Here is a 23,320-nt window from a genome sequence, read left to right on the forward strand (position 1 = left end):
TGCCCGAGTGGTGGAATCGGTAGACACAAGGGATTTAAAATCCCTCGCTTAATAGGCGTGCCGGTTCAAGTCCGGCCTCGGGTACCAAATATTCTCGCAAGAGAATTACAATAAGCCTCAACGAAAGTTGGGGTTTTTTTGTTTCTAAAATTGACATTCATTTAGTTTTTCCTTAATTAAATCAGTGTACTAGATGTTGCGTGACATCAAGCAGTCACCTATGTATATTGCGTCCAAATCTATATCTAAAGGTCAAAACATGAAGCCTATTTCCAAAGGGTTTACTCTTATTGAGCTAGTTACTGTAATTACCATACTGGGGATAATCGCAATCGTCGCTATGCCGAGGTTTGTAAGCTTGGGTCAAGATGCCCATGATTCAGTTGCCCGTAATGTGTTTGCTAGCTTTAGCACATCTGTGAGCCTTTACCATAGTTGTTGGGCGGCTTCTGGCGCTAATGGCTACCAAGTTGATTTAACTTGTTACGGTGCTGGAGATGTTGACTCTACGACGACTGGTTATCCTTTAGGTAAAGACACAAGTAGCAGTGCAAATGGTACTAAACTTCAAGGTGACTACTGTAAACAAGTTTGGCAAGGACTGTTAGATAATGGCTACAAGCTCGCAATGCATTCAAATGCTGCCTTTGAAGGTAATAATGACATTGTTTATTGGTATTATGGTGGTGATTTAACAAATAAAGACACGCACTGTTATTACAATTATATTGCTGATGATAGAAGTAAAGGAGCTGAGAACTGGCAACTAAAATACTTCCCAGGTACAGGTCAAACTCAGGTCTCAAGGTCAACTTTAAGTATTCAACCCGATCCATAATAGGAAGATGTCGATTAATGTTTAATCTTTTTTTACCATTAACTAGTTGATTCAGCAATATTGACCTAGTTTAAGTCATTGTCTTAGTCGCTTTATGCTGTCTACTGTCATATACAAAGCACATTTATTTGCCATACTTAAAAGGTGTATTCTGTTTTGGTGTGTCAATGCGCTTTTTTAGTCTTAGCTTGTTTATCTATTTTGTATTGATGAGTGCTACTGCTCTCGCGGACGAGAGATTGAGTGCTGCAAACAACATGCTGTTAAAGCAACTTAAATTAATTGCCATTGTTGAACCTGATACTCAGTATCAACAGCACATTACAGCGTTGAGTACTACAGTGGTAAGTAAAGAGCAACTACAGGTTATAGAAGCAGACATTGTTAATTTTTGGACACGTCACCACATTGAAACCCGCAAGATAGCAACCTCTCAAGTTAAGGATCCACTTGTTCGAGCAATGTCTCTAGAACCTAGGATCAACAACTATTTACAGTTACAAAATCGGATATCGCACCTGCAGTGGCTTGCTGAAAAATATCAATGGAAATCAATAGGTATTGAAGGGTTAATTAGGCCGGGTATGAAGAGTGCTTCTCTTTCCCTAATAGCACAACGTTTGTCTTTGCTTGGAGACGGCGCGGCTAGCTCTATTGATGCAGATATTTTCGATGATAACTTAGTTAATGCCGTTAAACGTTTTCAGCGTCGTCATGGCTTAAGCGCTGATGGAATTTTAGGCCCTGAAACAATGAAATGGCTGAATATTACTCCTTCAGAGCGGGCTACTATTTTAGCGCAAAGCTTTATGCAGAAATCAGAGTTTATGTCCCAAAGAGCAGATCGCTTTTTGGTGATCAATATTCCCGCCTTTGAAATGGAACTTATTAATAAAGGTAAAGTGGAACTAGAATCTCGGGTCATTGTTGGTAAGCCATATAGGCAAACACCGTTGTTGAGCAGTGCAATCTCTAATGTTGTTATCAACCCAAGTTGGCGTGTGCCCAAAAAGATCCTATACAATGATTTATTGCCACAGGTACGCAAAGATGGTCATTATATAGAACAACGTGAATTTGATGTTTTTGATCGAGCCGGCAATCAAGTGTTCAAGTCACCACAACAGTGGCGTGATTTAGCGGCAGGCCCATTTCCATTTAGATTTGTCCAGCGTCCTGGTGCTAATAATACCCTTGGACGTTACAAATTTTACTTTCCCAATGACTTCAGTGTTTACCTGCACGACACGTCGGATCCTAAACTTTTTAATCAGAGTAATAGAGCACTATCTTCCGGTTGTATAAGGATCGAGAATGTAGAAGGTTTAGCCAACTGGATGGCGGCGAACCTAGTGAAGGACAAACAAACCTGGGTTGATAGACATGTAGATAGAACCAAGACCCAGTGGTTTGCGTTAAATTCAACCTTAAATGTTCACTTGGTGTACTGGACCGCATGGATTGATAAAGATAATTTGGCTCAGTTTAGAAATGATATCTACCAGAAGCAGTCAATAAATGATGAATCTGGCCCTTCAGTTGCCCATATCAATAACTTATAACTCACTTTACACTATTTTATGCTGATAACTTGCATTTCTTAGACTTTAAGGCTACTTTGCCTGCCAGTTGTAGGAAAAGTAGTCAGTGGTGATAGTGTGACCGTAGTATGTTCTGCTCGTAGACAGTTATTATTAGGCCTTGGTGGAGTAGCGATGTTTTCTATGTTACCCACTAAAGCACAAGCAAGTCGTTCAACAAAGGGGGTCAGAAGTTTAGGCTTTTACAACCGTCATACAGGTGAACGCGGGCAGGGAAGCTATTGGATTGATGGTGATTACCAAAGTGATATCTTAACTGATTTTAGTCAAGTATTGCGTGATCATCGCCAAAATGAATCAGCTCCAATGGATAAACGATTATTTGACTTTGCGTTTTTATTAAGAGAATCGTTAGATTATGACGATGAATTACACATAATATCAGGTTATCGATCTCCAAAAACGAATCAAATGCTTGCTAAGCGAAGTAATGGCGTTGCTAAGAAAAGTTACCACATGAAAGGCATGGCACTTGATATTGCTGTACCTGGTGTAAAGCTTGCAGAGGTGAGAAGTGCCGCTTTAGCGCTTAAACTGGGGGGCGTCGGTTATTACCCTAACTCAGGTTTCGTGCATATTGATACAGGCCCAATAAGAAGTTGGTAACTAACTTTGAGAGCTGACAGATAATATTTTGTTTACTTGGTAATGTATGTTAGTATCCGCCAGCTTTTAGTAAGTAATGGTTGGTCGAAAATCATTACTTTACATTTATATTATTTTTATTAAGTGAGTTTTATTATGTCTTATACAATCGCTGCACAAATCCGCACTGAAATAGGGAAAGGTTCGAGCCGCCGCCTACGTCATGCTAACAAAGTTCCTGCTGTTATCTATGGTCCAGGTAAAGAAGCTATCTCTATTGTTTTCGATCATAAAGATATCATCAATATCCAAGCGAACGATGAATTTTACAATACTGACCTAACTATCTCTTTAGATGGTAAAGACGTATTAGTACGCGTTCAAGACATGCAACGTCATGCGTTCAAGCCTTTGATTGAACATATTGATTTCAAATTTGCTTAAATCTTAAGTAAATTTAAAAGCGCCGAATAAGGCGCTTTTTTTATGGGCTATTTTTAGAATTAGATGTTAGCAGCGTTATCTGATTTTTGTTCAGGGCAGGCAGCGATCACCTTAATATCACCATTTTCACCTTGCTCTATTTTTACGTCAAAACCCCAAAGCCTGTGTATATGTTTGACAACCTCGTGGCGTGTATCTGCTAATGGGATCCTCGCATTGGGCACATATCTGAGGGTTAGCGATCTATCACCTGAGACCTCCACATTGTGAACTTGGATATTGGGTTCTAAGTTGGACAGGTTGTATTGTTGTGACAGCTTATCTCTAATCTCTTTATACCCCTGTTCATCATGTATCGCTGATACAGCCAAGTAATTTTTGTTATCGTCATCTAGTATTGAAAAAAGCTTGAATTGACGAATGATATTGGGGGAAAGGTACTGACTAATGAAACTTTCATCTTTAAAATTTTCCATGGCAAAATGCAGTGTCGTTAACCAATCACTGCCAGCAATGTCTGGGAACCAGTGTTTATCTTCCTCTGTTGGATTTTCACATATACGGCGTATATCAATAAACATGTTAAAGCCGAGTGCGTAAGGGTTTATGCCGCTATAGTGTGGACTGTTATAACTTGGCTGTGCGACAACACCGGTGTGGCTTTGTAAAAACTCTAACATGAAGCGGTCTGTCACTAATCCCTCATCGTAGAGATGATTTAAAATCGTATAGTGCCAAAAGGTAGCCCATCCTTCATTCATTACCTGGGTTTGCTTTTGTGGATAAAAATACTGGCCCATCTTTCTTACAATACGAACGATTTCTCGTTGCCAAGGTTCTAGAAGGGGCGCATTTTTTTCAATAAAGTACAGAATATTCTCTTGGGGCTCTGCAGGAAAGCGTTGCGCTTGAGCTATCTGTTCTTCATGAGGTGCAACAGGCACAGTCCGCCATAGATCATTAACCTGACTTTGAAGATATGCTTCTCGGTCTTTCTGGCGCATTTTCTCCTCTTTGAAAGAGATCTCACTAGGGCGTTTATATCTATCGACTCCAAAGCTCATTAGCGCATGGCAGGAGTCAATGATACTTTCAACCCTTTCAATTCCATATTTTTCTTCACAGTCACTAATATAATTTTTAGCAAATACTAGATAATCAATAATGGAGCTAGCATCAGTCCAGGTCTTAAATAAATAGTTACCTTTGAAAAAGCTATTATGGCCGAAACTTGCATGCGCCATGACTAGCGCTTGCATAGTTATGGTGTTCTCCTCCATTAGGTACGCAATACATGGATCTGAATTGATGACAATTTCGTAGGCTAAGCCCATTTGTCCTCTTTTATAGCCTTGTTCGGTTTCAATAAAGCGTTTACCGAAAGACCAATGGGTATAACCAATAGGCATACCAATCCCTGCATAGGCATCCATCATCTGTTCTGCGGTGATAACCTCAATTTGATTTGGGTAGGCATCCAATCGGTAATGATTTGCCACGCGCTCAATTTCAGTTAAATAAGTCTGTAGTAAATCGAAATTCCAATCAGGACCATCATCTAGCGGTGTTCTTTTTTTAGTGGTGTCCATGGCGCCCCCTAAACAGCTTGTTTCTTAAACAACTCTCTAAATACAGGATAAATATCTTCAGCTTGTTTGATGTGCTGCACTGCGATGTTATCGTGTGTTTTCTGGAGAGTTTCATACTCCCGCCACAGCGTTTGATGAGCTCTGTTGGTAATTTCGATATAACTAAAATACCTGACTACAGGAAGCAATTGTTTTTCGAGTATTTGGTTGCATGAAGGAGAATCATCGGCCCAATTGTCACCATCGGAAGCCTGAGCTGCATAAATGTTCCATTCATTCTCAGGGTAACGCTTTTGTTGGATCTCATGCATTAATTTCAATGCACTGGACACAATTGTTCCACCTGTTTCTTGAGAGTAGAAAAACTCGTGTTCATCGACCTCTTTTGCTTGGGTGTGATGGCGGATGTAAACGACTTCTAGGTTTTTATAGGTTCTTGTTAAAAACAAATAAAGTAATATATAGAAACGTTTAGCCATATCTTTGGTTGCCTGATCCATAGACCCCGAAACATCCATGAGACAGAACATAACAGCCTGACTGGAGGGTACCTCTCGTTTTGCATAGTTGTTATAGCGTAAATCAAAGGTATCAATAAAGGGGACCTTTTTGATTCTACGTTGTAAATCATCAATTTCAGCCTTTAAAGCTAAAATGCGCTCTGCGTTAGAGCCTGCTTTACTTTCAAGTTCTTCAAGTTCCTGTTGTAATTCATTTAGAGTTCGCTTCTTGGTGGATGTCATCGCCATACGACGGGCGATAGATGAGCGTAGTGAACGGACTATGTTAATATTTGCAGGAACCCCATCATTGGTAAACCCCGCCCGATATACTTGATACTCGACAAGTTTATTCAGTCGGTTATTTTGAAGGTTGGGTAGCTCTAGATCTTCAAATAACAGCTCTAAGTATTCATCTTTAGAGATCTGAAATACGAAATCATCGTTGCCTTCTCCTGAATCAGATGCTTCACCTTGTCCTGCACCTTGTCCGTTACCTGAAGGTGGCCTTTCAATTTGATCACCTCGGCTAAATTGGTCGTTTCCTGGGTGGACTCTGTCACGAACGCCTCCACTTCCTTGATGGAATGTCGGTTCACTAATGTCTCGTGTGGGAATGCTGATCTTCTCACCTTTGTCTACGTCAGTAACACTTCGATGTGTTACTGCGTCACTTACTGCTTTCTTTATCTGCTTTTTATAGCGATTAATAAATCGCTGTCTATTGACGGTACTTTTACCTTTTGCGTTTAGTCTTCTATCGATGAAATTTGCCATGCGCACCTCCTAACCTGACGAAGGGGAGAGGTCTCCCCTTTTTATGGCTTTTCTAAGAAGACTTTCTAACTCTCAGATACCACTCTGATAGCAGCCTTACTTGCTTTTGGGTATAGCCTTTCTCCATCATTCTATTGACGAAATCATCATGTTTACGCTGATCATCAGTTGATGTTTTGCCATTAAAGGAGATTACTGGTAGTAGATCCTCGGTATTAGAGAACATTTTCTTCTCTATTACTGTTTTTAGCTTTTCATAACTTGTCCAAAGAGGATTTGTGCCTTCATTATTAGCCCTTGCCCTAAGGACAAAGTTAACAATCTCATTTCTAAAATCTTTAGGGTTACTGATCCCTGCGGGCTTTTCTATTTTTTCAAGCTCGGCGTTAAGCGCTGCTCTATCAAATAGTTGGCCAGTTTCTGGATCTCTATACTCTTGATCTTGGATCCAGAAATCAGCATAGGTGACATATCTGTCGAAAATATTTTGTCCATATTCAGAGTAAGATTCTAGATAAGCTGTTTGAATTTCTTTCCCAATAAACTCCACATACTTAGGGATAAGGTAGCCTTTTAAAAATTCCAAATAGCGTTCAGCGGTTTCAGTTGGAAACTGTTCCTGCTCGATTTGGCGTTCCAATACATAAAAAAGGTGAACGGGATTTGCGGCAATTTCAGTATGGTCAAAATTGAATACTTTGGATAAAATTTTGAAAGCAAAACGGGTGGATAGTCCTAGCATACCCTCATCAACGCCAGCATAGTCACGATACTCTTGGTAAGACTTTGCTTTAGGATCAGTATCTTTTAGGCTTTCACCATCGTAAACACGCATTTTTGAATAGATTGAGGAGTTCTCTGGAGCGACTACCCGTGAGAGGACACTGAATTGTGCCAAAGTTTCTAGTGTACCTGGGGCACAAGGGGTATTGGCAAGTTCAGAGTTAGTAAGGAGCTTTTCGTAAATTCGTACCTCTTCAGATAGGCGTAAACAATAAGGGACTTTAACAATATAAACACGGTCTAAAAATGCTTCGTTAGTTTTGTTGTTTCTAAAGGTTGTCCACTCTGACTCATTAGAGTGAGCCAGAATAATACCGCCAAAAGGAAGCGCTGAAAGCCCCTCTGTGCCGTTAAAGTTACCTTCTTGTGTTGCTGTTAGCAGTGGGTGAAGGACTTTGATTGGCGCCTTAAACATCTCAACAAACTCCATCATCCCTTGGTTTGCTCGACACAGAGCCCCTGAGTATGAGTAAGCATCTGCGTCATTCTGTGCAAAATGTTCTAGCTGCCTAATATCAACTTTACCGACTAACGATGAAATATCTTGGTTGTTTTCGTCTCCGGGCTCTGTTTTAGCGATGGCAAGTTGATCCAGTATAGAAGGGTAAACTTTGACCACTTTAAATTTCGATATGTCCCCTCCAAATTCATGTAGTCGCTTTACTGCCCACGGTGACATAATACTTTTTAAATAACGCTTAGGAATGCCGTACTCTTGCTTCAAAATCTCGCCATCTTCCTCAAGGTTAAACAGGCAAAAAGGATGGTCGTTTACAGGGCTACGAACACCGTCGGCAGTGAGTACATAAATAGGCACGTTCTGCATTAGTGCTTTAAGTTTCTCAGCTAAAGAGGATTTACCGCCGCCAACAGGACCCAACAGATAGAGAATTTGTTTAGACTCTTCAAGTCCTTGGGCTGAATGCTTTAAATAAGCGACAATTTGCTCAATGGCTTCTTCCATTCCGTAAAAATCTTTAAAGGCTGGATAGCGAGATATTAAGCGATTGGAAAAGAGCCTGCTTAAGATTGGGTCTTTAGACGTATCAATTAGCTCCGGTTCTCCAATCGCAATCAATAGGCGCTCTGCTGCAGAAGCAAAAGCACTGCGATCTTCTTTACAAATGCTTAGAAACTCTTCTAATGAATATTCTTCATCTAGCTTTTTTTCATAGCGTTGTTGGTAATGCTCGAAAATACCCATAACCCACCCCCTAAAACAACTTAAAAAGAATTAGAGGCTGATAGTAACTGCCTCCTACTATTAAGGTTAGACGTTAATTTGCTTGATTGAGATAAAAAACCAAATAAAAACAACAAGAAATAGTTGCATTTGCAATAGTTGCAAATGAGGGATTAGCAATACATTCATTTTTTACTCAAAAATGTTGCCATTCTAGAAAGTATTATTTTGCGCTACTAAGTGCTTTTAGTTTGGAAAATATAATGATGAATATACTTTTGGGTGGGAGACAACCCGAGATAAATACTCGGATTGTCCGTTTTAACTAATAGTTATAAATGTTAGGCGAGTTGAATTTTTCTACTTTAACTCGTTTTTAGTTTTTGATAGTAGTGCTGGTATAAAAAAGATGACTAACGCTAACAGATATACAGAAAATGCTACAATCATCCATTGACCCATGGTGATGCCCATCATCTGCCATGGTATATCTGTGCACATCCCCGTTGGCATAAAGATCGATGGGATCCATTCATGTAGAGGCATCCAGCTTGGAAACTCAGGCAAAAAAGAGCAGGTTGCAAACGGAGAAGGGTTAGTTTGCATATCGACTAGCTCAAGCGCTAGCTTAAGGCCGTAAGCAGCACTAGTCCCCCAGAGTCCCATCGCTACAAATCGTACGATACGAGATTGATAACCAACAATGCCTAGTAAACCAGCAAATAAAATACCAAATATTGCCAACCTCTGATAGATACACATCACACAAGGGTCAAGCTTCATAACATATTGAAAAAACAATGCAGCCAGTTCTAAAGCAAGCGCCGTAGCCGTCAATGTTAGCCATGCTGTACGTGATTGGGAAAATTTGATTAGTGCATTCAACGATTAGGTCTCCTTTGCAAATAAAAAACGCCCAAAATAGGGCGTTTTATATGACTTACAAACTCTAAATTAGTTCAGTCAGTACACTATCATTAATGCGCTGATGCTGCACTATTTCCAACTTCTTGGAGAGTGTGGTGAAGCAACATATTATTATCGTAGAAATACTGCGTCATCTGCTCAAGCGCTCCAAACTGAATCGCTAAGATCCCTACAATTGATAACACAATTGTATATGGTAGTGCCATCCAAACCATACGCCCGTAGGAAAGACGGATGAGTGGGGCAATAGCTGATGTCAGTAGGAAAAGGAAAGCCGCTTGTCCATTAGGTGTTGCCACTGACGGCAGGTTAGTACCGGTGTTAATTGCAACAGCAAGAAGGTCAAACTGATCGCGGGTGATTTGACCATCAAGTAAAGCTGCTTTAACCTCATTGATGTAAACCGTACCCACAAACACATTATCACTGACCATTGAGAGTAAACCGTTGGCTATATAGAAAATAACTAACTGAGTATTACCTTCATAACTAAGCGCCCATTGAATGACAGGAGCAAACAGTTGCTGATCAATGATGACGCCAACAATAGCGAAGAAGACGGCTAATAAAGCTGTGAATGGCAGTGCTTCTTCAAATGCTTTTCCTAACTGGTGTTCGTTAGTCACGCCGTTAAAGGCAGTAGTTAAAATGATGACAGAAAGACCAATGAGACCAACAGATGCAAGGTGGAAGGCAAGACCAATAATTAGCCAAACGCCAACAAGTGCTTGTATGACTAATTTTACTTTGTCATGCTTAGTACGATGTGCGTCTTCATGAGCTGAGTAGTCAGACAAAATTTTGTGTACGGCATCAGGAAGCTGCTTACCGTAATCAAACACTCTAAACTTTTCAACTAAGTAACAAGTCAACACACCGGCAACAAAGACTGGTACGGTGACAGGAGACATACGCAATGCAAACTCAGCAAATTGCCAGTTTGCTTGGGCTGCAATAATTAAGTTCTGTGGTTCACCGACCATAGTACAAACGCCACCAAGGGCAGTACCGACACCGGCATGCATTAGCAAGTTGCGTAAAAAGCCTCTGAATGCTTCTAACTCTTCTTCACATAACTGGTTTTGGCCATCGCTAGTATGATCATGACTATCAGTAAAGTTTTTACCTGACGCCACTTTGTGGTAAATCGAATAGAAGCCCACAGCAACTGCAATAATAACTGCTATAACTGTAAGCGCATCTAGGAATGCTGACAAAAATGCAGATGCAACACAGAACATTATTGATACTGCAATCTTAGAACGAACTTTGGTGATCATTTTTGTGAAGGCAAATAGTAATAGTTGCTTCATGAAATAGATACCAGCAACCATAAAAATCAGTAGCAATAAAACTTCTAGGTTTGCTTCTATCTCATGCAGAACTTGACTGGGTGAAGTCATGCCGATTATTACCGCTTCAATTGCGAGTAACCCCCCTGGTTGCAATGGATAGCATTTGAGAGCCATAGCAAGGGTAAAAATAAACTCTAAAACCAACAGCCAGCCCGCCACAAACGGATTAAGATAGAAAACGACAGGGTTGATTACTAGAAACGATAATATTGCGAATTTGAACCACTTTGGCGAATTGCCTAAGAAGTTATCAAGAAACGCCTGACTCATTGTCACAGGCATGGAATCCTCACTCTTGTTTTGTAATGTTCGATTGTAACAATAAATTAACTATATTTATTGTTACTAATGTAATTGCCGACGCCAAAGGTAAACCGGATTTAATTAGAATACGACTGGGTTGATTACTAGAAACGATAATATTGCGAATCTGAACTACTTTGGCAAAGTACCTAAGAAGTTAACAAAGACGCCTGACTCATTGTCACGGGCATGGAATCCTCACTCTTGTTTTGTAATGTCCGATTGTAACAAGAAATTAACTGGATTTGTTGTTACTTATAAATTTGCCGACGCTAAAGGTAATTCCTTTTTACTAACTTAAACAGCACTGATTACCAAAACGGGTATCTATATCAAAAAAAATCAACTAAAACGCATTATTCGGATGATTTTTAATCATGATTTTGTTTTTTGAGCACTGTGAATATCTAATACGACGGTTTAGGTTTCCATTTTGGGTAGCTCTGGTATGATCAGTAATAGAACAACACTAATAATTGGATAGAGTAGGCTGATGATCATCAATGCCAAAGGCCCTGCAAGTTTTGCCGAGAAATATATTGTACGATCCATTTGGGAGAACAAATTTGCCCCAGGTTCTATTTTGCCAGCTGAACGTGAGTTGTCTGAATTAATCGGCGTAACACGCACGACATTGCGTGAAGTGCTGCAACGTCTAGCGCGAGATGGCTGGCTAACTATTCAACATGGTAAACCCACCCGAGTGAATAATTTCTGGGAGACCTCTGGACTTAATATTCTTGAGACCATCGCTGAACTTGATCCTGATGGTTTTCCTGAACTCGTCGATCAATTGTTATCGGCGCGCAGCAGTGTTAGTGCAATCTATTTTAGAGGTGCTATCCGCAATAACCCTGATAAAGCAGTTGAAGCATTATCAAAGCTTGACGAGTTGGAAGACACTGCTCAAGCCTATGCGGACTTTGATTATGAATTACAGCACACATTAGCTTTTTCTTCTGGTAATCCTCTTTATGTTCTCATTTTGAATGGTTTTAAAGGATTATATAGCAGAGTCGGCCGTTATTATTTTTCTAGCGCCGATGCACGAGCATTAGCGTTGGACTTTTATAAGCAACTGCAACAGCTCGCAGTAGATAAGAATTATGCGGACGTAGCTGGGTTAATGCGAGCCTACGGGATTAATAGCGGCATGATGTGGCAGAGTTTACGCGATAAAATGCCAGTTGAGCTAGGTCATTCAAATACGTAGCATTTTGTCTTAGTTTGTCGTTTATAATAAAAGCCATCTTTTTAGATGGCTTTTTTGATGCTTAAAGATTACAGGTCAAAGCTGTAGTAGATATCTAAAGATTGTTCAATGGTACCCGATACCGTTTCTAAGTAAAGTTGCGACAACAAGTAATAACGAACGGTCATTTCATAACCTGGATTAAACACTCCAATACCGTACTTCACCATCAGATCTTCACCAATAAAGCCACTAATTGCGAATCGACCATCATCGTTTGCATCAAGTTGGACATTTGAAAAACCGATTTTCTCAATGATACCAGTTGCCGTATTACCTATATTGCCGATGGCTCCGCCACCAATTTGGTTACTTAATGTCAATGCTGCCCCCATCATCAGGCCGCTGTTTTGGTCAACATCGTTACTGTTTAGGCCAGTGCCTCTGACAATATAATTTAAAATCTCAGCCTGTTCTTTTGCTGGATTTGAATAAAGGTTAACAATTGGTTTCATCGGTGTTCCTGTTATGCGAACACCAGCTATCACATCTTCCTCTTTTATTTCTCGTGCTGCTTCTATATTCAAGTTGGGGACATCAATAGGGCCTATAAACTGCATTTCACCGGCTTTAATTTTTAAAGTCTGCCCCATGAACTTATAAGATCCATCAATAACTTTAATTTCGCCGAAGAGTAGTGGGGGTCTAAAAGGACTTTGCTTCAATTCCAACTTACCTAATAGTTTGCCGTCGAGTCCCATTCCATCAACTTTTAAATCGTCGCCAATGTTTAAATTCACTTCAGCAGAAACCGCTAACGGCGTGGCTTTCGACGTTTGTGTCGCAAGGCTATCTTTAAACACTACGTCCTTAGACACAGCAACACCGCCTTCTGGCAACTGAACAATGGTAATGTGGCCTGTTGGCACATTAATATCGCCTTTTACATCAACGGAATGGTCGGTAAAACTAATATTGAGATCAGTTCCAACACTGAGAATAGCAAGCGGCGGTTGAATGACGGCGAGGTCTTTACCTTTTATATCGAAGTTACCTTTCAGCTGTTTATTTAACCAATCCAGTTGACCGTCGATATAAGCGAGCCCTTTGCCCATTTTTAGCTCACCATCTATTTGGGCCTGTTTACCGCCGAAGGTTAGATTCAAGTCTACATCTTCAATAAGTGTTGGGTTTGCTGTAGCTAGAATAGATCCCTTTCTTAGAGTTATGTCGCCTGATGCTTGAGGATCTGCAAGCGTTCCGCTTAAATTAAGATTACTGGAGACTATACCCTCTAATGTTTCTAACTCAGGCAGTAGCTGAGCGAGCGCTTTTAAGTCTATTTGATGTAGGGCAAGTTTGCCGTCAATAGTTCTATCTGGGGTAACACTGACAGTGAGGTTCGCGTCCAAACTGGCTATCTTATAAGACTCTAGTGCGATTGTTGTTTTAAGGAACTGATCATTTAATAGGCTTTGTATGTTGAAGGACTTATATCCGACACTAACTTCATTACTATTGGTTGTTTTGAAGTCGATAGTGCCCGGTGTTAGATCTAGCTCTAACTGGCCAGTAGGTTTACCTTCTTCAAACCACTTAAATTCTGACGCTAATGTTGAAGGTCCATGCCACTTTATACTTTCAGGTAGCCAAGGTGAGATTAAAACCCCAAGATCACCTGCATATTCCATTTTTGCCTGGCCACTCATTCCAACTTTAATTGGCTCTACAGCACATAATTTTCCGCTCGCATGGGTTAAACAAAATGGTGTTATCTGTCCCTTAGATTTCGACATGTCGTACTGCGCATTTAATGGCTTTTCTAGGCTTACCTCACCAAGCTTTGATTGCAGATTAAGTCGACTTATTTGAGCGTTTGCAGTGTTTTTACTATCATCAAATTGGCTTTTAATCGATGTGGTTAATCCGAGTTCTCCTTGGGTTTCTATATTCAAGGATTGCTGGTTTAAGTCGCCGTTACTTTGTACATTGATACTGTCTAGAAAAACAGTATCGTAGCTAAACTTGTCTGAGGTTAACTGAGCTGAGAATGCCTGATTATCAAGAGGTTTATAGTGACCTGTTAAATTTAGTTTTTCTAGAGACAGCTGACTAAACCTAAGGTCATTGGCTAAAAGAGACACTTCAATGTTTGGGTGTTCAGATTCTCCAGTGACAGTAATGTCACTATTAATTTGACCTCGTGCATCTTGGTGCCAAAGGCTTAAATCGGGTACGACTAAATCACCTGTTAGTGACCAGCGCTTATCTACTTCACCTTCAATGTATAAAGAGCTTTTCAACGCGTGAATATTAAGTCCAGTCGAACTTAAGTACCAATTGTGATTAAGTGCTAGATTGCCATCGACTGTTAATGGGTATGTTTCTATATCGCCATTAAGTTCTGCATCTGATATGCCTACTGACCAGTGTGCATTGGCTAACGAGAATTGTCCGTTACTGCTGAACTGGCCATTAATGTTGCTCTTAGGTAAAGACTGTTCCAAATCGAGTTGGAGTTGACTAATATCGAGTTTCTCAGTAATGACATTAGTGTCCCATATAAACGTATCGCCGTAAGCCAGTTTTCCGTCGATAGACGCATTACCCATCTTGCTTTCAATCTTTAATACACTGAAATCAATTGTGGAATCTTGGTGTTCGAATAGAGTGTTAACTTTCATCATTGGGTGGTAGTTGGAGTTGAAATGCGTTTGTAAATCGACTTGTTGCTGCTTGAGATCACCCTGAGTCTTCAGCGTGATGTTGGTTGCAATATATTCAGGCTTTTTTATCGGCCATTGTAGTTTTTTCGATTGCAGTGCTATCGAATAGGGGAGTTTGGGATCCGCTAGCGCAATACTCGATGATAAGTCAAATTCAAGCTGCCCCTGACCGGAGACCTCGCTTTTCAGTTGTTTGAAACCTTGAACGACTGTGACATTAAGTTGCTGCCCCTTTAGTCCCGGTATTTCATCAACGTGATCAAGATTAATATCTAGTTCAAAATCCATCGGGTAATCGTCTGACAACGACATGTGCCCATTTAGTTCGACCGAACCGTAGCTGTGAGAAACAGACAATGTTTCTATATTAATAAGAAAAGTTTGATAGCTGCCACTCAGTGCGATAGTGCTAAAATGATCTTCTCTTGGCCCTAGAATTAAATCTCCGTTGTTGACCTCAAGTGATTCAACATAGACAGGTATTGGCATAAACACTTCAGGTAAATGAGCCATGGCCCACTTATTAGCATCATCAGTTATTACATTGGCGCCACTTGCTTTATTTATAGCTTTACTTGTCGAGGCAGGCTTAGCTGATTTTTTTTCAGTCAGCATAGTGCTGTCTGCATTATTCTCATCGTTGCTGCCGAGTGGAATAGATACTAATAAATCTTTCGCATAAATCGATTGAGCTCGAATTCCGGTGCTTTGCCATTCAGCACTTAAATTAAGTTGAGCTGCGTTAAAGTCCATATTATTGACGCGCACTGTCACTTGGCTCAATGCACCTATAGCAAGCTTAATACCAAACGGTAAGACAATTTCTTGATTTTCTTCAATCCCATTGACGATAGTATCGATAGGCTGACTGATATCTGTGATTAAATTGTCTTGATTGTCATTGGAGATTGCAATTGCGGCATCATTTGTAGCCACTTCAATAGTGGTTGGCTCACCAAGCAAGTCGGTATCTATTTCAACATTAACCTTAGTTGCACTTAACTCATTTACGCATAACTGCTTTTGCACTAAGCACATAGGGTTCCAATCTAAGATTAACCCTGTAGTTTCAACTTTGACTCCTGACATTTGCCAGTTACCGACGTCTAATTGAAGACGGTTGTTTATTTTCCCTGATACATAACTGACGTCGAGATCGGGCACCAAAATATCCGCTATTTTAACTGCGAAGTGAGAACCAAAGTTTGTACCGATAATAATGGCTAAGCTGATTAACAAGCCAAGAGGAATATAGAAAATAATCCGGAAAAGGCGTTTAAACCAGCGCCAGATGGCACCTTTTGTTTGATGAGTATTGTTATTTGGTTGCGGAGCTTTGTTTGTATCCGTTGTTCTAGTTGTCATAGCTCAGCCCCCATCGTGATATGGATACGCCAAGGTCTACTAATAGTATCGGTTTCCTTTAAGCCTACACCTACATCAAATTTCACAGGGCCAATCGGCGATATCCAATGGATACCTGCACCGACAGAGGTAATAGCTTCTATTTGATTAACATCAAAGGCATTACCTGCGTCGATAAAGGTGGCTACCCGCCATGTTGGGGTGACGTAATACTGGTACTCGATGCTGCCTACCATCAGGTAACGTCCACCGACTACTTCTCTCACTACTTCGCCTTCATCGTTGATAGAGTCTATAGATGGACCCAATTCGTTATAACTGTAGCCACGTATACTTTGGTCGCCGCCAGCAAAATATCGCAAAGAAGGGGGGATCTGTGCCAAATTATTCTCATTGGTGAGGTTTGCTGCTAAATCCAAACGCGATACTATTCGGTGGTTTTCGAAAAACCGCTGGATCCATTTAAACTTCGCTTGTAGGCGTGCTAAACGTACCTCTGAGCCCAAATTGGGATCTGCATACTCTAGGCTGTAATACTGCAAAAAGCCTGATTTGGGATCGAGTGAGTTATCACCGCGAGACGTTTTAGACACATTTGCCCCGAAAAGTACAAAGAAGGGATCATAATCGACACCAGATTGAGTGTAACTCTCACGCATCACTTCAGTAGAGTAATTAAGAATCCATTGATGGCCGAGACGTTGCTGACGGATAACCGCAAAAAGCAACTTGGATGACTCCAACTGGCCAGTGTTCTTAAAATTTCTGTCTTCTTCATTGTAGACTTGGGTCACACCATATTTGTCTCTTAACATGCCAACCCGCAGCTTAAGCTGATCATCGAGAGGGTGTGTTAAAGGAATGGTATAAGTGGTTAGAAATTTTGGTCTATCAGGCGCCCATTCTGCAGAGGTTTCTTGAGAATGACCATAACTGTTTATTTGTGGTGTACGCCATGTAACTCGAACCCGAGGTTCGATGCTGTTATCGACGGTATTGCCTACATCCACACCTAAGCCAAGCTCAATGGAGTGATCGGGTTTAGGACTAAGATCAACTCTAACGGGCACAAGTAAACCTTCTACTTGCTCAACTAAAGGTAACACCTTAATGTTTGAAAAGTAGCCTGTATCAAGTAGTTGTCTATTTAATTGTCCCAAATTGCCAGTACTGTATGGAGCATCAAGCTCGAAGGGGATCAATTCCTCTAAGATCTCGGGTTGTAGTGTGTGGCCAGTAAAGGTGACTTCACCAATATGGTAGCGTTTGCCTGAGTCATAATGCAGCGCTATTTTTGCGCTATTGTAATCCCTATCAACCTCTATTTCAGCCTTGTCAAATTTGCCATCAAAATAGCCTCGGGCTAATGATAGGGTCAGTAACTGGGCTTTCAATTCTTCATATACGCCATGATTAAGCCGGTCTCCTGGCCGAATTGACAACTGGGAAAGCCACTGTTCGAACAGTTGATCATCACGCATTTCACCACTGACTTGTATATCAACCCAGCGCACTGTTGTTGGTTCTCCTGGTGTGATGAGATAACTAAGCTTCCAAGGCCCTTTGTCGTTACGGTTAAACTCCTGTTCTATCTTACTATTGTAATAACCCATAGAGTGCAAAGCTGCATTGATATTGTCTTCAGCATTAAAAATAAAAGCACGTCGTTGTACATCGGACTTAGGTAATGCCCCCAAATGCGCTTTTACATTGCGTTCAAGACTGCCTGCTACGCCTTCTATCTTCAGCGTTAACAGGTCATTTGCTTGGGCAGCAAAAGGACTCAGTAGAAAACCGAACAATAATGTCAGTATGCTGGTTGTTCGAATCAAACTTATCAAAAATATCAGGCTCTTATTATTAACTTTAGTTTTATGAAGCTATTGTCACTAGAATCACCAAATCAAGCAAGTTGCTGATTGTAATTATGGTCGAAAATAGTTACAAAGAGAGCAAATAAATGCAAAAGGATACCGTTTGTGAATTATTCTCCAATCGTAGTGAGTTGTTTATTGGCATTAACCATTGTAACGCCCGTGGCTTTTGCTACCGAAAAGCCATTTTCTATCGCAATTCATGGCGGTGCAGGTACCATTTCCAAAGCAAAATTGACTGATGAGCAGCAAAAGGCCTATCGCAGTAAGCTACAAGAAGCCATTGATGCAGGTTATAAAGTGCTCAGTGAGGGCGGTGACAGCTTAGAAGCAGTCAAGGTGTCTATTAATATACTTGAAGATAGCCCCTTGTTTAATGCTGGCTTAGGTGCTGTTTACACCTATGATGGTGCACATGAGATGGACTCATCTATTATGGATGGTAAAACCATGAACGCGGGTGCTGTTGCTGGGGTTAGGCATATTAAAAACCCAATCAATTTGGCTCAAACCGTAATGGATAAGTCTCCACATGTTATGCTTTCAGGCCAAGGTGCTGAAGAGTTTGCCCTAACACAAGGGTATAATTTGGTACCGGTTAGTCATTTCGATACCGAAAACCGTTATAAACAACTGCAAAGTGCCAAAGAGAAAATCAAAAAAGCTGAATCAAATAAAGACTATCAGGCAAGCAATGGGCATAACTATAAGCAAAGTGCTTTAGATTATATGGAGTTCGATTATAAATTTGGCACCGTCGGCGCTGTTGCGCTGGATCAAAACGGTAACCTCGCAGCTGGCACCTCAACCGGTGGTATGACAGCAAAGCGCTTTGGGCGTATCGGTGATTCGCCAGTGATTGGCGCTGGCACTTACGCCGAAAATGGAGTTTGTGCTGTGTCAGCTACAGGCCATGGGGAGTATTTTATCCGCTACCATGTCGCTGGAGATATCTGCGCTAAAGTTAAGTATCAGAAAAAATCGATTATACAAGCGGCCGATGAAGTGATTAATCAGCGTCTTATTACCGCTGGAGGTACTGGCGGGGTGATTGCCATAGATCAGCGTGGCAATATCGCTACACCATTTAATACCGAAGGTATGTACCGTGCGACCCGAAAGAAGGGTGAAGCAGCGCAAGTGATGATCTGGCGAGATAAATAACTCAATATTGGTTTATTAATGGTCATTTTAAAGGTCGTTAACCGACGTTTAAAATGACAAAAATATACTACTTTTTAGATTGATGATGAAAAGTATGAACCAATTCTTCAAGCTCTTGTATGCGTTTTGCTTCTTTCTTACTGTCACTTTGTAAGGTATTGTTGGTGCATGCCCAAATGAATGCTGCAACCCAACCTAAGAAAGTCCAACCTAGAAATAGATTAACCATCAAGATTGCAAGTTTTTGATTGTGTTCCCTGTGTGATGCTAATGCAGCTGGTATAAAGTAGAGACACAGAGAGGTAATTATTATTAATATACTTAATAGTACTTCCATAGTTAATCTTTATCCTGATACTAGGTAAAAAGTTGAATCGACAAATACATTAGAGTGATTCTGGTTTGATGGTTAAATTCGTTAATTTTGAATACCAAACATCATTTATTCTGTTCATGGAAAAGATTCCATGATTACCAATAACAAGTTCTTTTCGGTGTGAATTGATTGACCAGACCTCTGCATTACCATCCTCAGGAGTGCAAACCAGAAAGTAAGGTTTATATCCTTGTAAAATACATTCGAAATGTTCACTGCGTTCAGTATAACCAGCTCGCTTACGACCATTAATATTTACTGAGTAGAGAGGATTTAAAACTTCAGCGCATTGCTCGCCGTTAACATCAATAATTTCGTTTTCCCAAATTCGAAGTATTACTGACTTTGTTTCATGGTTGATAGAACCCCACGACCAATTTGGATTTTTAAATTTATGACCAGCTGTAGCTAAAATTACGTTAGACATATTTGACACCTTATTTTAATTACAGATGTTCAATGCTAATGAGCGCATTGTACACCTGTGAATCATTGCAGCCGAAAACCGTATTTAGGAGTTAATTCTCTTCGTTATTTAGCCATTTCTATACATTGAACATATTCATTTAATTGAGTTGCAACAAAGTTATTAGCAATGGACATTTGCTCTTTTGTCAGTTCACTTGTCCAATGTGCAGGTATGGCAGATTTGCCATCCCATAAATTGTTATATTGTGGTACGAAGTATTCAACTGACTTAGCTGTCAATTCATACTCTTTTCCTACTGGCATAAATTGATATGTAAACTGGACTGTATTTCTATAATGTGAGTGTACTGAAAATGTTTCGGTAGCTATATCTTCATAAGCAAATAATGATCCTGTTTTTACCGTCAGTAAATCTACGGCACAGCGAATAGCCTTACCATATACATCTCCACTGTCAGGTAATGTGATGCTTTGGCGTTGCACTTGGTTTGTTGTGGGCGCAGCGCATCCAGCTAGAAAAGTTAGAACTAATATGCTTGATAAAATTGGTTTCATGTTTACCTAATGGGTTCGGTGTACGTAATAAGGGTGTACTCTAACAGCTCTCTATTTGTACGGTCAACAATTATTTGGTTCGGTGTACGTATTAATGGTTGCGCTTTGTTTCTAATAGTCACTTGCAAGTGATAAACTACAATTACGTACACCAAACCTAATAAGTAAGATGGCTAAAATATCAAAAGAAGCAAAAGCGGAGATGAAGCAAAAGCTTGATGCAATCATTCTCAATATTTTCTTAGAGAGAGGCTGGCATCATGTTACTTATGGGAATGTTGCTGCAGCCGCTGATATTCGTCGGTCAACAGTTCAAGGGTATTACACTGAATTGGAAGAAGCGTTAAGGGGGAAGATATTTCCTATCTTTTTGTCTCATTTAGACCTGACGAATAATGAATCACTAAGAACGTCTTGGATCAGCGCACTTGATGACAAACATTTCCGATATATCTTGCAGATGCTGATAGCAAATGCCGCAAGTGATGCACCAAACGAAATGAGTAAGCAGGGAATTAAGCGATTATTTGAAATAGTTGAGGGGAAGGTTGACGGGTCAGAAGTTGTATTACATCAATTGCTTGGTGAAACAGTAATCCGCTTGTTAGATCGTTAATGTCTCCATATTATTGAATGTTGATTTATGGTTAATTACCTATACTTCAACGAGCGGTATGACAGCAAAGCGCTTCGGGCGTATCGGTGATTCGCCAGTGATTGGCGCTGGCACTTACGCCGAAAATGGAGTTTGTGCAGTGTCTGCTACAGGCCATGGGGAGTATTTTATCCGCTACCATGTCGCTGGAGATATCTGCGCTAAAGTTAAGTATCAGAAAAAATCGATTATACAAGCGGCCGATGAAGTGATTAATCAGCGCCTTATTACCGCTGGCGGCACGGGCGGGGTGATTGCCATAGATCAGCGTGGCAATATTGCTACACCATTTAATACCGAAGGCATGTACCGCGCTACTCGTAAAAATGATGAGGAAGCCCAAGTGATGATCTGGTCTGATTTATAGGGCTCTAAATGTGTACCAAACTTAATCATCGAGCTTTGGTACACATTTTCAATTACACTTATATGCAATACTCATAGTGCCAATTAGCCGTTTTATGCCTCCTAAGCCAGATCGCGTTACTGCGATGAAAAATATGATTAAGCAAGTTAAGCGGGAGCTGCCTCTTAAAGATCCACAACATTTTGTCTGCGGTCCTGTAGGAACCTGTATTGGCTGCCCGAAAAAGTTGTTAGAGATTGTAGACAGTGAATTGAGTTATTGGGAGAGTGCAATCGATAATGGTGAGGTGCCTCAATTTGGTGATATTAGTCGTTTGGCAAAATTGTGCAAAAATGTTAGACGAGGATTAGTCCGGAACAACGTATTGGAAAGTTATCAGAGCACGAAATAGTAATGCATAAGCTTTGAATCAGATTAAATATGAAATGACGCTAGAAATAATCGTGAAATTGTAGCACTTCTAAATCATAGGTATTCGATGCATATTTATAGAATAATGATATGTTTGATCATGATCTTGTTGAGCAACATAGCTTATGGGGCGAGCCAATCAATAAACTCTCTTGATAACATGGTGAGTAGAGTTGCAAAACAGAATATAGCAACCGCCATTGTGCTAACGGATGCTAATTTGATCACTTTAGGTGTCGTTAGTTTTGATCCTAGCTCTGTTATTGATTTCGGCGACTTAGATACTGGCTCCAAAAGCTCGCTCGAACGACGCCGTGAACTCAAAACTTACTCTTTACCTTGGAATTCAAGTTGGGCAGATGTGGGCTCAAATTGGAACACATCTACCTACCTTAAATTTTCTTATGTCGGATCCAGCCAAACTGTCGACTTTTCTCAATCAGCTAAAAACTTTGATTCTTTCACTGAAAAAAGTTACCTATTTCAGGCTGAGCAACGTTGGCAACATGCGCTCAGTGAGCATTGGAAAATGCAGTTTGCCATCGGCGCACAAACGATTTGGTATGAAAATAATTTTCAATATCGAAGCGTATTGGAACAGCTAGCACCTGTATTTGATAATGGGCTACTTAATACTTCTTACGGTGCGTTAATGATTGACCCATCTTTAGAGTTTAGGTACGACAGCCTACTTTATGGTCATCGTTGGCAGTTTATTAGCAGCTATCGATTTGCCATAGGGCATACGCTATTAACCGACTCGGAGCCGCAAAAGGTGACATCAAAAGTTGGTCGTTTTAACAACACCTTACTGTTTCATTATCAGCTTCCACAACTGGGGATGAATGATAATGAACTTCGCTTTATGTTTAAAAGAATCGATTTATCAGGTGATGCAGTTGAGCCTTTAGCAACCGACCACTACTACGAAGTTGGCGCTGGTTGGGTGATTGACACGCCTTGGTTAAATTCATGGGTAAATAACTTAGGCATTGGCGTGACCGTTAATATCGGTAGCGTACTTAGCGGTGGCAGTATTCTTTTAATGTTTAATGAGGATATTTAGTTCTAGTTTTATGTTTTTTTCAGCAGTATTTTCCCGTAATCAGTAATTTGACTGTGTGAGTTATACCAATTGCATTAAAAGTTTGACCATTCAGCGGGAATTCAAAACGCTGTAGGAAAGTAATGGGATTTGAGCTAATAGTTGTTCTCGGCTCTGGCATCCTGCTTCGCTCTCGATAATTGCTCCTGCATTATTCTACCTTCGACCATCCTTGGTCTCGTACCTCCTAAATCTGACCGCCAAGGAGGGCCGGAA

19 protein-coding genes, 1 tRNA gene and 1 pseudogene are annotated in these 23,320 nt (G+C 40.5%); 11 read left to right on the forward strand and 10 right to left on the reverse strand.

Annotated elements, in window-relative coordinates; translation table 11 throughout:
- The first annotated feature begins 1 nt into the window (after position 1).
- The 5 genes from L2730_RS21405 (at position 2) to rplY (ending at position 3,468) form a co-directional block, all read left to right on the forward strand.
- Positions 2-87: transfer RNA gene (locus L2730_RS21405), tRNA-Leu, on the forward strand.
- Between the two features lie 172 nt (positions 88-259).
- The gene (locus L2730_RS21410) at positions 260-838 is read left to right on the forward strand and encodes a type II secretion system protein (protein WP_248976442.1); all 579 of its coding nucleotides are present in this window, start codon (positions 260-262) and stop codon (positions 836-838) included.
- A 167-nt stretch (positions 839-1,005) separates the two neighbouring features.
- A complete protein-coding gene (locus L2730_RS21415; protein ID WP_248976443.1) occupies positions 1,006-2,400 on the forward strand; it encodes a L,D-transpeptidase family protein in 1,395 nt (464 codons plus the stop codon).
- 96 nt (positions 2,401-2,496) lie between these two features.
- Entirely contained in the window at positions 2,497-3,045 is a 549-nt protein-coding gene (gene mepK, locus L2730_RS21420; RefSeq protein ID WP_248976444.1) for a peptidoglycan L,D-endopeptidase MepK, read from the forward strand.
- A gap of 135 nt (positions 3,046-3,180) precedes the next feature.
- On the forward strand, positions 3,181-3,468 hold the full coding sequence (gene rplY, locus L2730_RS21425) for a 50S ribosomal protein L25 (RefSeq protein WP_220739199.1): 288 nt from the start codon (positions 3,181-3,183) through the stop codon (positions 3,466-3,468).
- Between the two features lie 59 nt (positions 3,469-3,527).
- Here the strand turns inward: rplY and L2730_RS21430 are convergent, their stop codons facing one another.
- From L2730_RS21430 to nhaB, 5 genes are all read right to left on the reverse strand, one after another.
- On the reverse strand, positions 3,528-5,057 hold the full coding sequence (locus L2730_RS21430) for a SpoVR family protein (RefSeq protein ID WP_248976445.1): 1,530 nt from the start codon (positions 5,055-5,057) through the stop codon (positions 3,528-3,530).
- 8 nt (positions 5,058-5,065) lie between these two features.
- Positions 5,066-6,334, reverse strand: coding sequence for a YeaH/YhbH family protein (locus L2730_RS21435; protein WP_248976446.1), 1,269 nt, complete (start codon positions 6,332-6,334; stop codon positions 5,066-5,068).
- A 52-nt stretch (positions 6,335-6,386) separates the two neighbouring features.
- Positions 6,387-8,321: a PrkA family serine protein kinase gene (locus tag L2730_RS21440; RefSeq protein WP_248976447.1), complete on the reverse strand. Its 1,935-nt coding sequence runs from the start codon at positions 8,319-8,321 to the stop codon at positions 6,387-6,389.
- 339 nt (positions 8,322-8,660) lie between these two features.
- Positions 8,661-9,185: a disulfide bond formation protein DsbB gene (gene dsbB, locus L2730_RS21445; protein ID WP_248976448.1), complete on the reverse strand. Its 525-nt coding sequence runs from the start codon at positions 9,183-9,185 to the stop codon at positions 8,661-8,663.
- Between the two features lie 92 nt (positions 9,186-9,277).
- Positions 9,278-10,864 (reverse strand): sodium/proton antiporter NhaB, encoded by a 1,587-nt coding sequence (gene nhaB, locus L2730_RS21450; protein WP_248976449.1) that lies wholly within the window; start codon positions 10,862-10,864, stop codon positions 9,278-9,280.
- A 514-nt stretch (positions 10,865-11,378) separates the two neighbouring features.
- On the opposite strand from nhaB, the gene fadR reads away from it, so the two are divergent.
- Entirely contained in the window at positions 11,379-12,098 is a 720-nt protein-coding gene (gene fadR, locus L2730_RS21455; RefSeq protein ID WP_248976450.1) for a fatty acid metabolism transcriptional regulator FadR, read from the forward strand.
- Between the two features lie 68 nt (positions 12,099-12,166).
- Here the strand turns inward: fadR and tamB are convergent, their stop codons facing one another.
- Both tamB and L2730_RS21465 read right to left on the reverse strand, forming a co-directional pair.
- Positions 12,167-16,168 carry an autotransporter assembly complex protein TamB gene (gene tamB / locus L2730_RS21460; RefSeq protein WP_248976451.1) on the reverse strand — a complete coding sequence of 1,334 codons (4,002 nt, stop codon included), beginning with the start codon at positions 16,166-16,168 and terminating at the stop codon, positions 12,167-12,169.
- Positions 16,165-18,009: an autotransporter assembly complex protein TamA gene (locus L2730_RS21465; RefSeq protein WP_428848484.1), complete on the reverse strand. Its 1,845-nt coding sequence runs from the start codon at positions 18,007-18,009 to the stop codon at positions 16,165-16,167. The genes tamB and L2730_RS21465 overlap by 4 nt, the downstream gene beginning before the upstream one ends.
- Positions 18,010-18,168: 159 nt before the next feature.
- Here L2730_RS21465 and L2730_RS21470 point away from each other — a divergent pair, with 159 nt between their 5' ends.
- The gene (locus tag L2730_RS21470) at positions 18,169-19,206 is read left to right on the forward strand and encodes an isoaspartyl peptidase/L-asparaginase family protein (RefSeq protein ID WP_428848485.1); all 1,038 of its coding nucleotides are present in this window, start codon (positions 18,169-18,171) and stop codon (positions 19,204-19,206) included.
- 67 nt (positions 19,207-19,273) lie between these two features.
- On the opposite strand, the gene L2730_RS21475 is transcribed toward L2730_RS21470, so the two are convergent.
- From L2730_RS21475 to L2730_RS21485, 3 genes are all read right to left on the reverse strand, one after another.
- Positions 19,274-19,543: a superinfection immunity protein gene (locus tag L2730_RS21475; RefSeq protein WP_248976453.1), complete on the reverse strand. Its 270-nt coding sequence runs from the start codon at positions 19,541-19,543 to the stop codon at positions 19,274-19,276.
- Between the two features lie 49 nt (positions 19,544-19,592).
- Complete coding sequence (locus tag L2730_RS21480; protein ID WP_248976454.1) at positions 19,593-20,009, reverse strand: hypothetical protein; 417 nt, start codon at positions 20,007-20,009, stop codon at positions 19,593-19,595.
- 104 nt (positions 20,010-20,113) lie between these two features.
- Complete coding sequence (locus tag L2730_RS21485) at positions 20,114-20,566, reverse strand: putative periplasmic lipoprotein (RefSeq protein WP_248976455.1); 453 nt, start codon at positions 20,564-20,566, stop codon at positions 20,114-20,116.
- 169 nt (positions 20,567-20,735) lie between these two features.
- On the opposite strand from L2730_RS21485, the gene L2730_RS21490 reads away from it, so the two are divergent.
- From L2730_RS21490 to L2730_RS21505, 4 genes and pseudogenes are all read left to right on the forward strand, one after another.
- Positions 20,736-21,182, forward strand: coding sequence for a hypothetical protein (locus L2730_RS21490; RefSeq protein ID WP_248976456.1), 447 nt, complete (start codon positions 20,736-20,738; stop codon positions 21,180-21,182).
- 43 nt (positions 21,183-21,225) lie between these two features.
- Positions 21,226-21,588, forward strand: a pseudogene (locus L2730_RS21495) (isoaspartyl peptidase/L-asparaginase); the annotation flags it as partial.
- A gap of 76 nt (positions 21,589-21,664) precedes the next feature.
- Complete coding sequence (locus tag L2730_RS21500) at positions 21,665-21,979, forward strand: hypothetical protein (protein ID WP_346347836.1); 315 nt, start codon at positions 21,665-21,667, stop codon at positions 21,977-21,979.
- 120 nt (positions 21,980-22,099) lie between these two features.
- Positions 22,100-23,065 (forward strand): Solitary outer membrane autotransporter beta-barrel domain, encoded by a 966-nt coding sequence (locus L2730_RS21505; RefSeq protein ID WP_248976457.1) that lies wholly within the window; start codon positions 22,100-22,102, stop codon positions 23,063-23,065.
- The last annotated feature ends 255 nt before the right edge of the window (positions 23,066-23,320 follow it).

Origin of the sequence: Shewanella kaireitica (assembly GCF_023284045.1) — a bacterium.
Classification (GTDB): domain Bacteria; phylum Pseudomonadota; class Gammaproteobacteria; order Enterobacterales; family Shewanellaceae; genus Shewanella; species Shewanella kaireitica.

What these genes read in the sequence shown, in the direction of transcription:
- L2730_RS21440 (WP_248976447.1), bottom strand. Translation starts at nt 8,321, where the DNA reads ATGGGTATTTTCGAGCATTACCAACAACGCTATGAAAAAAAGCTAGAT.
- L2730_RS21430 (WP_248976445.1), bottom strand. Translation starts at nt 5,057, where the DNA reads ATGGACACCACTAAAAAAAGAACACCGCTAGATGATGGTCCTGATTGG.
- L2730_RS21410 (WP_248976442.1), top strand. Translation starts at nt 260, where the DNA reads ATGAAGCCTATTTCCAAAGGGTTTACTCTTATTGAGCTAGTTACTGTA.
- L2730_RS21485 (WP_248976455.1), bottom strand. Translation starts at nt 20,566, where the DNA reads ATGAAACCAATTTTATCAAGCATATTAGTTCTAACTTTTCTAGCTGGA.
- L2730_RS21490 (WP_248976456.1), top strand. Translation starts at nt 20,736, where the DNA reads ATGGCTAAAATATCAAAAGAAGCAAAAGCGGAGATGAAGCAAAAGCTT.
- L2730_RS21415 (WP_248976443.1), top strand. Translation starts at nt 1,006, where the DNA reads ATGCGCTTTTTTAGTCTTAGCTTGTTTATCTATTTTGTATTGATGAGT.
- fadR (WP_248976450.1), top strand. Translation starts at nt 11,379, where the DNA reads ATGATCATCAATGCCAAAGGCCCTGCAAGTTTTGCCGAGAAATATATT.
- L2730_RS21475 (WP_248976453.1), bottom strand. Translation starts at nt 19,543, where the DNA reads ATGGAAGTACTATTAAGTATATTAATAATAATTACCTCTCTGTGTCTC.
- L2730_RS21505 (WP_248976457.1), top strand. Translation starts at nt 22,100, where the DNA reads ATGATCTTGTTGAGCAACATAGCTTATGGGGCGAGCCAATCAATAAAC.
- L2730_RS21480 (WP_248976454.1), bottom strand. Translation starts at nt 20,009, where the DNA reads ATGTCTAACGTAATTTTAGCTACAGCTGGTCATAAATTTAAAAATCCA.
- tamB (WP_248976451.1), bottom strand. Translation starts at nt 16,168, where the DNA reads ATGACAACTAGAACAACGGATACAAACAAAGCTCCGCAACCAAATAAC.
- nhaB (WP_248976449.1), bottom strand. Translation starts at nt 10,864, where the DNA reads ATGCCTGTGACAATGAGTCAGGCGTTTCTTGATAACTTCTTAGGCAAT.
- rplY (WP_220739199.1), top strand. Translation starts at nt 3,181, where the DNA reads ATGTCTTATACAATCGCTGCACAAATCCGCACTGAAATAGGGAAAGGT.
- L2730_RS21435 (WP_248976446.1), bottom strand. Translation starts at nt 6,334, where the DNA reads ATGGCAAATTTCATCGATAGAAGACTAAACGCAAAAGGTAAAAGTACC.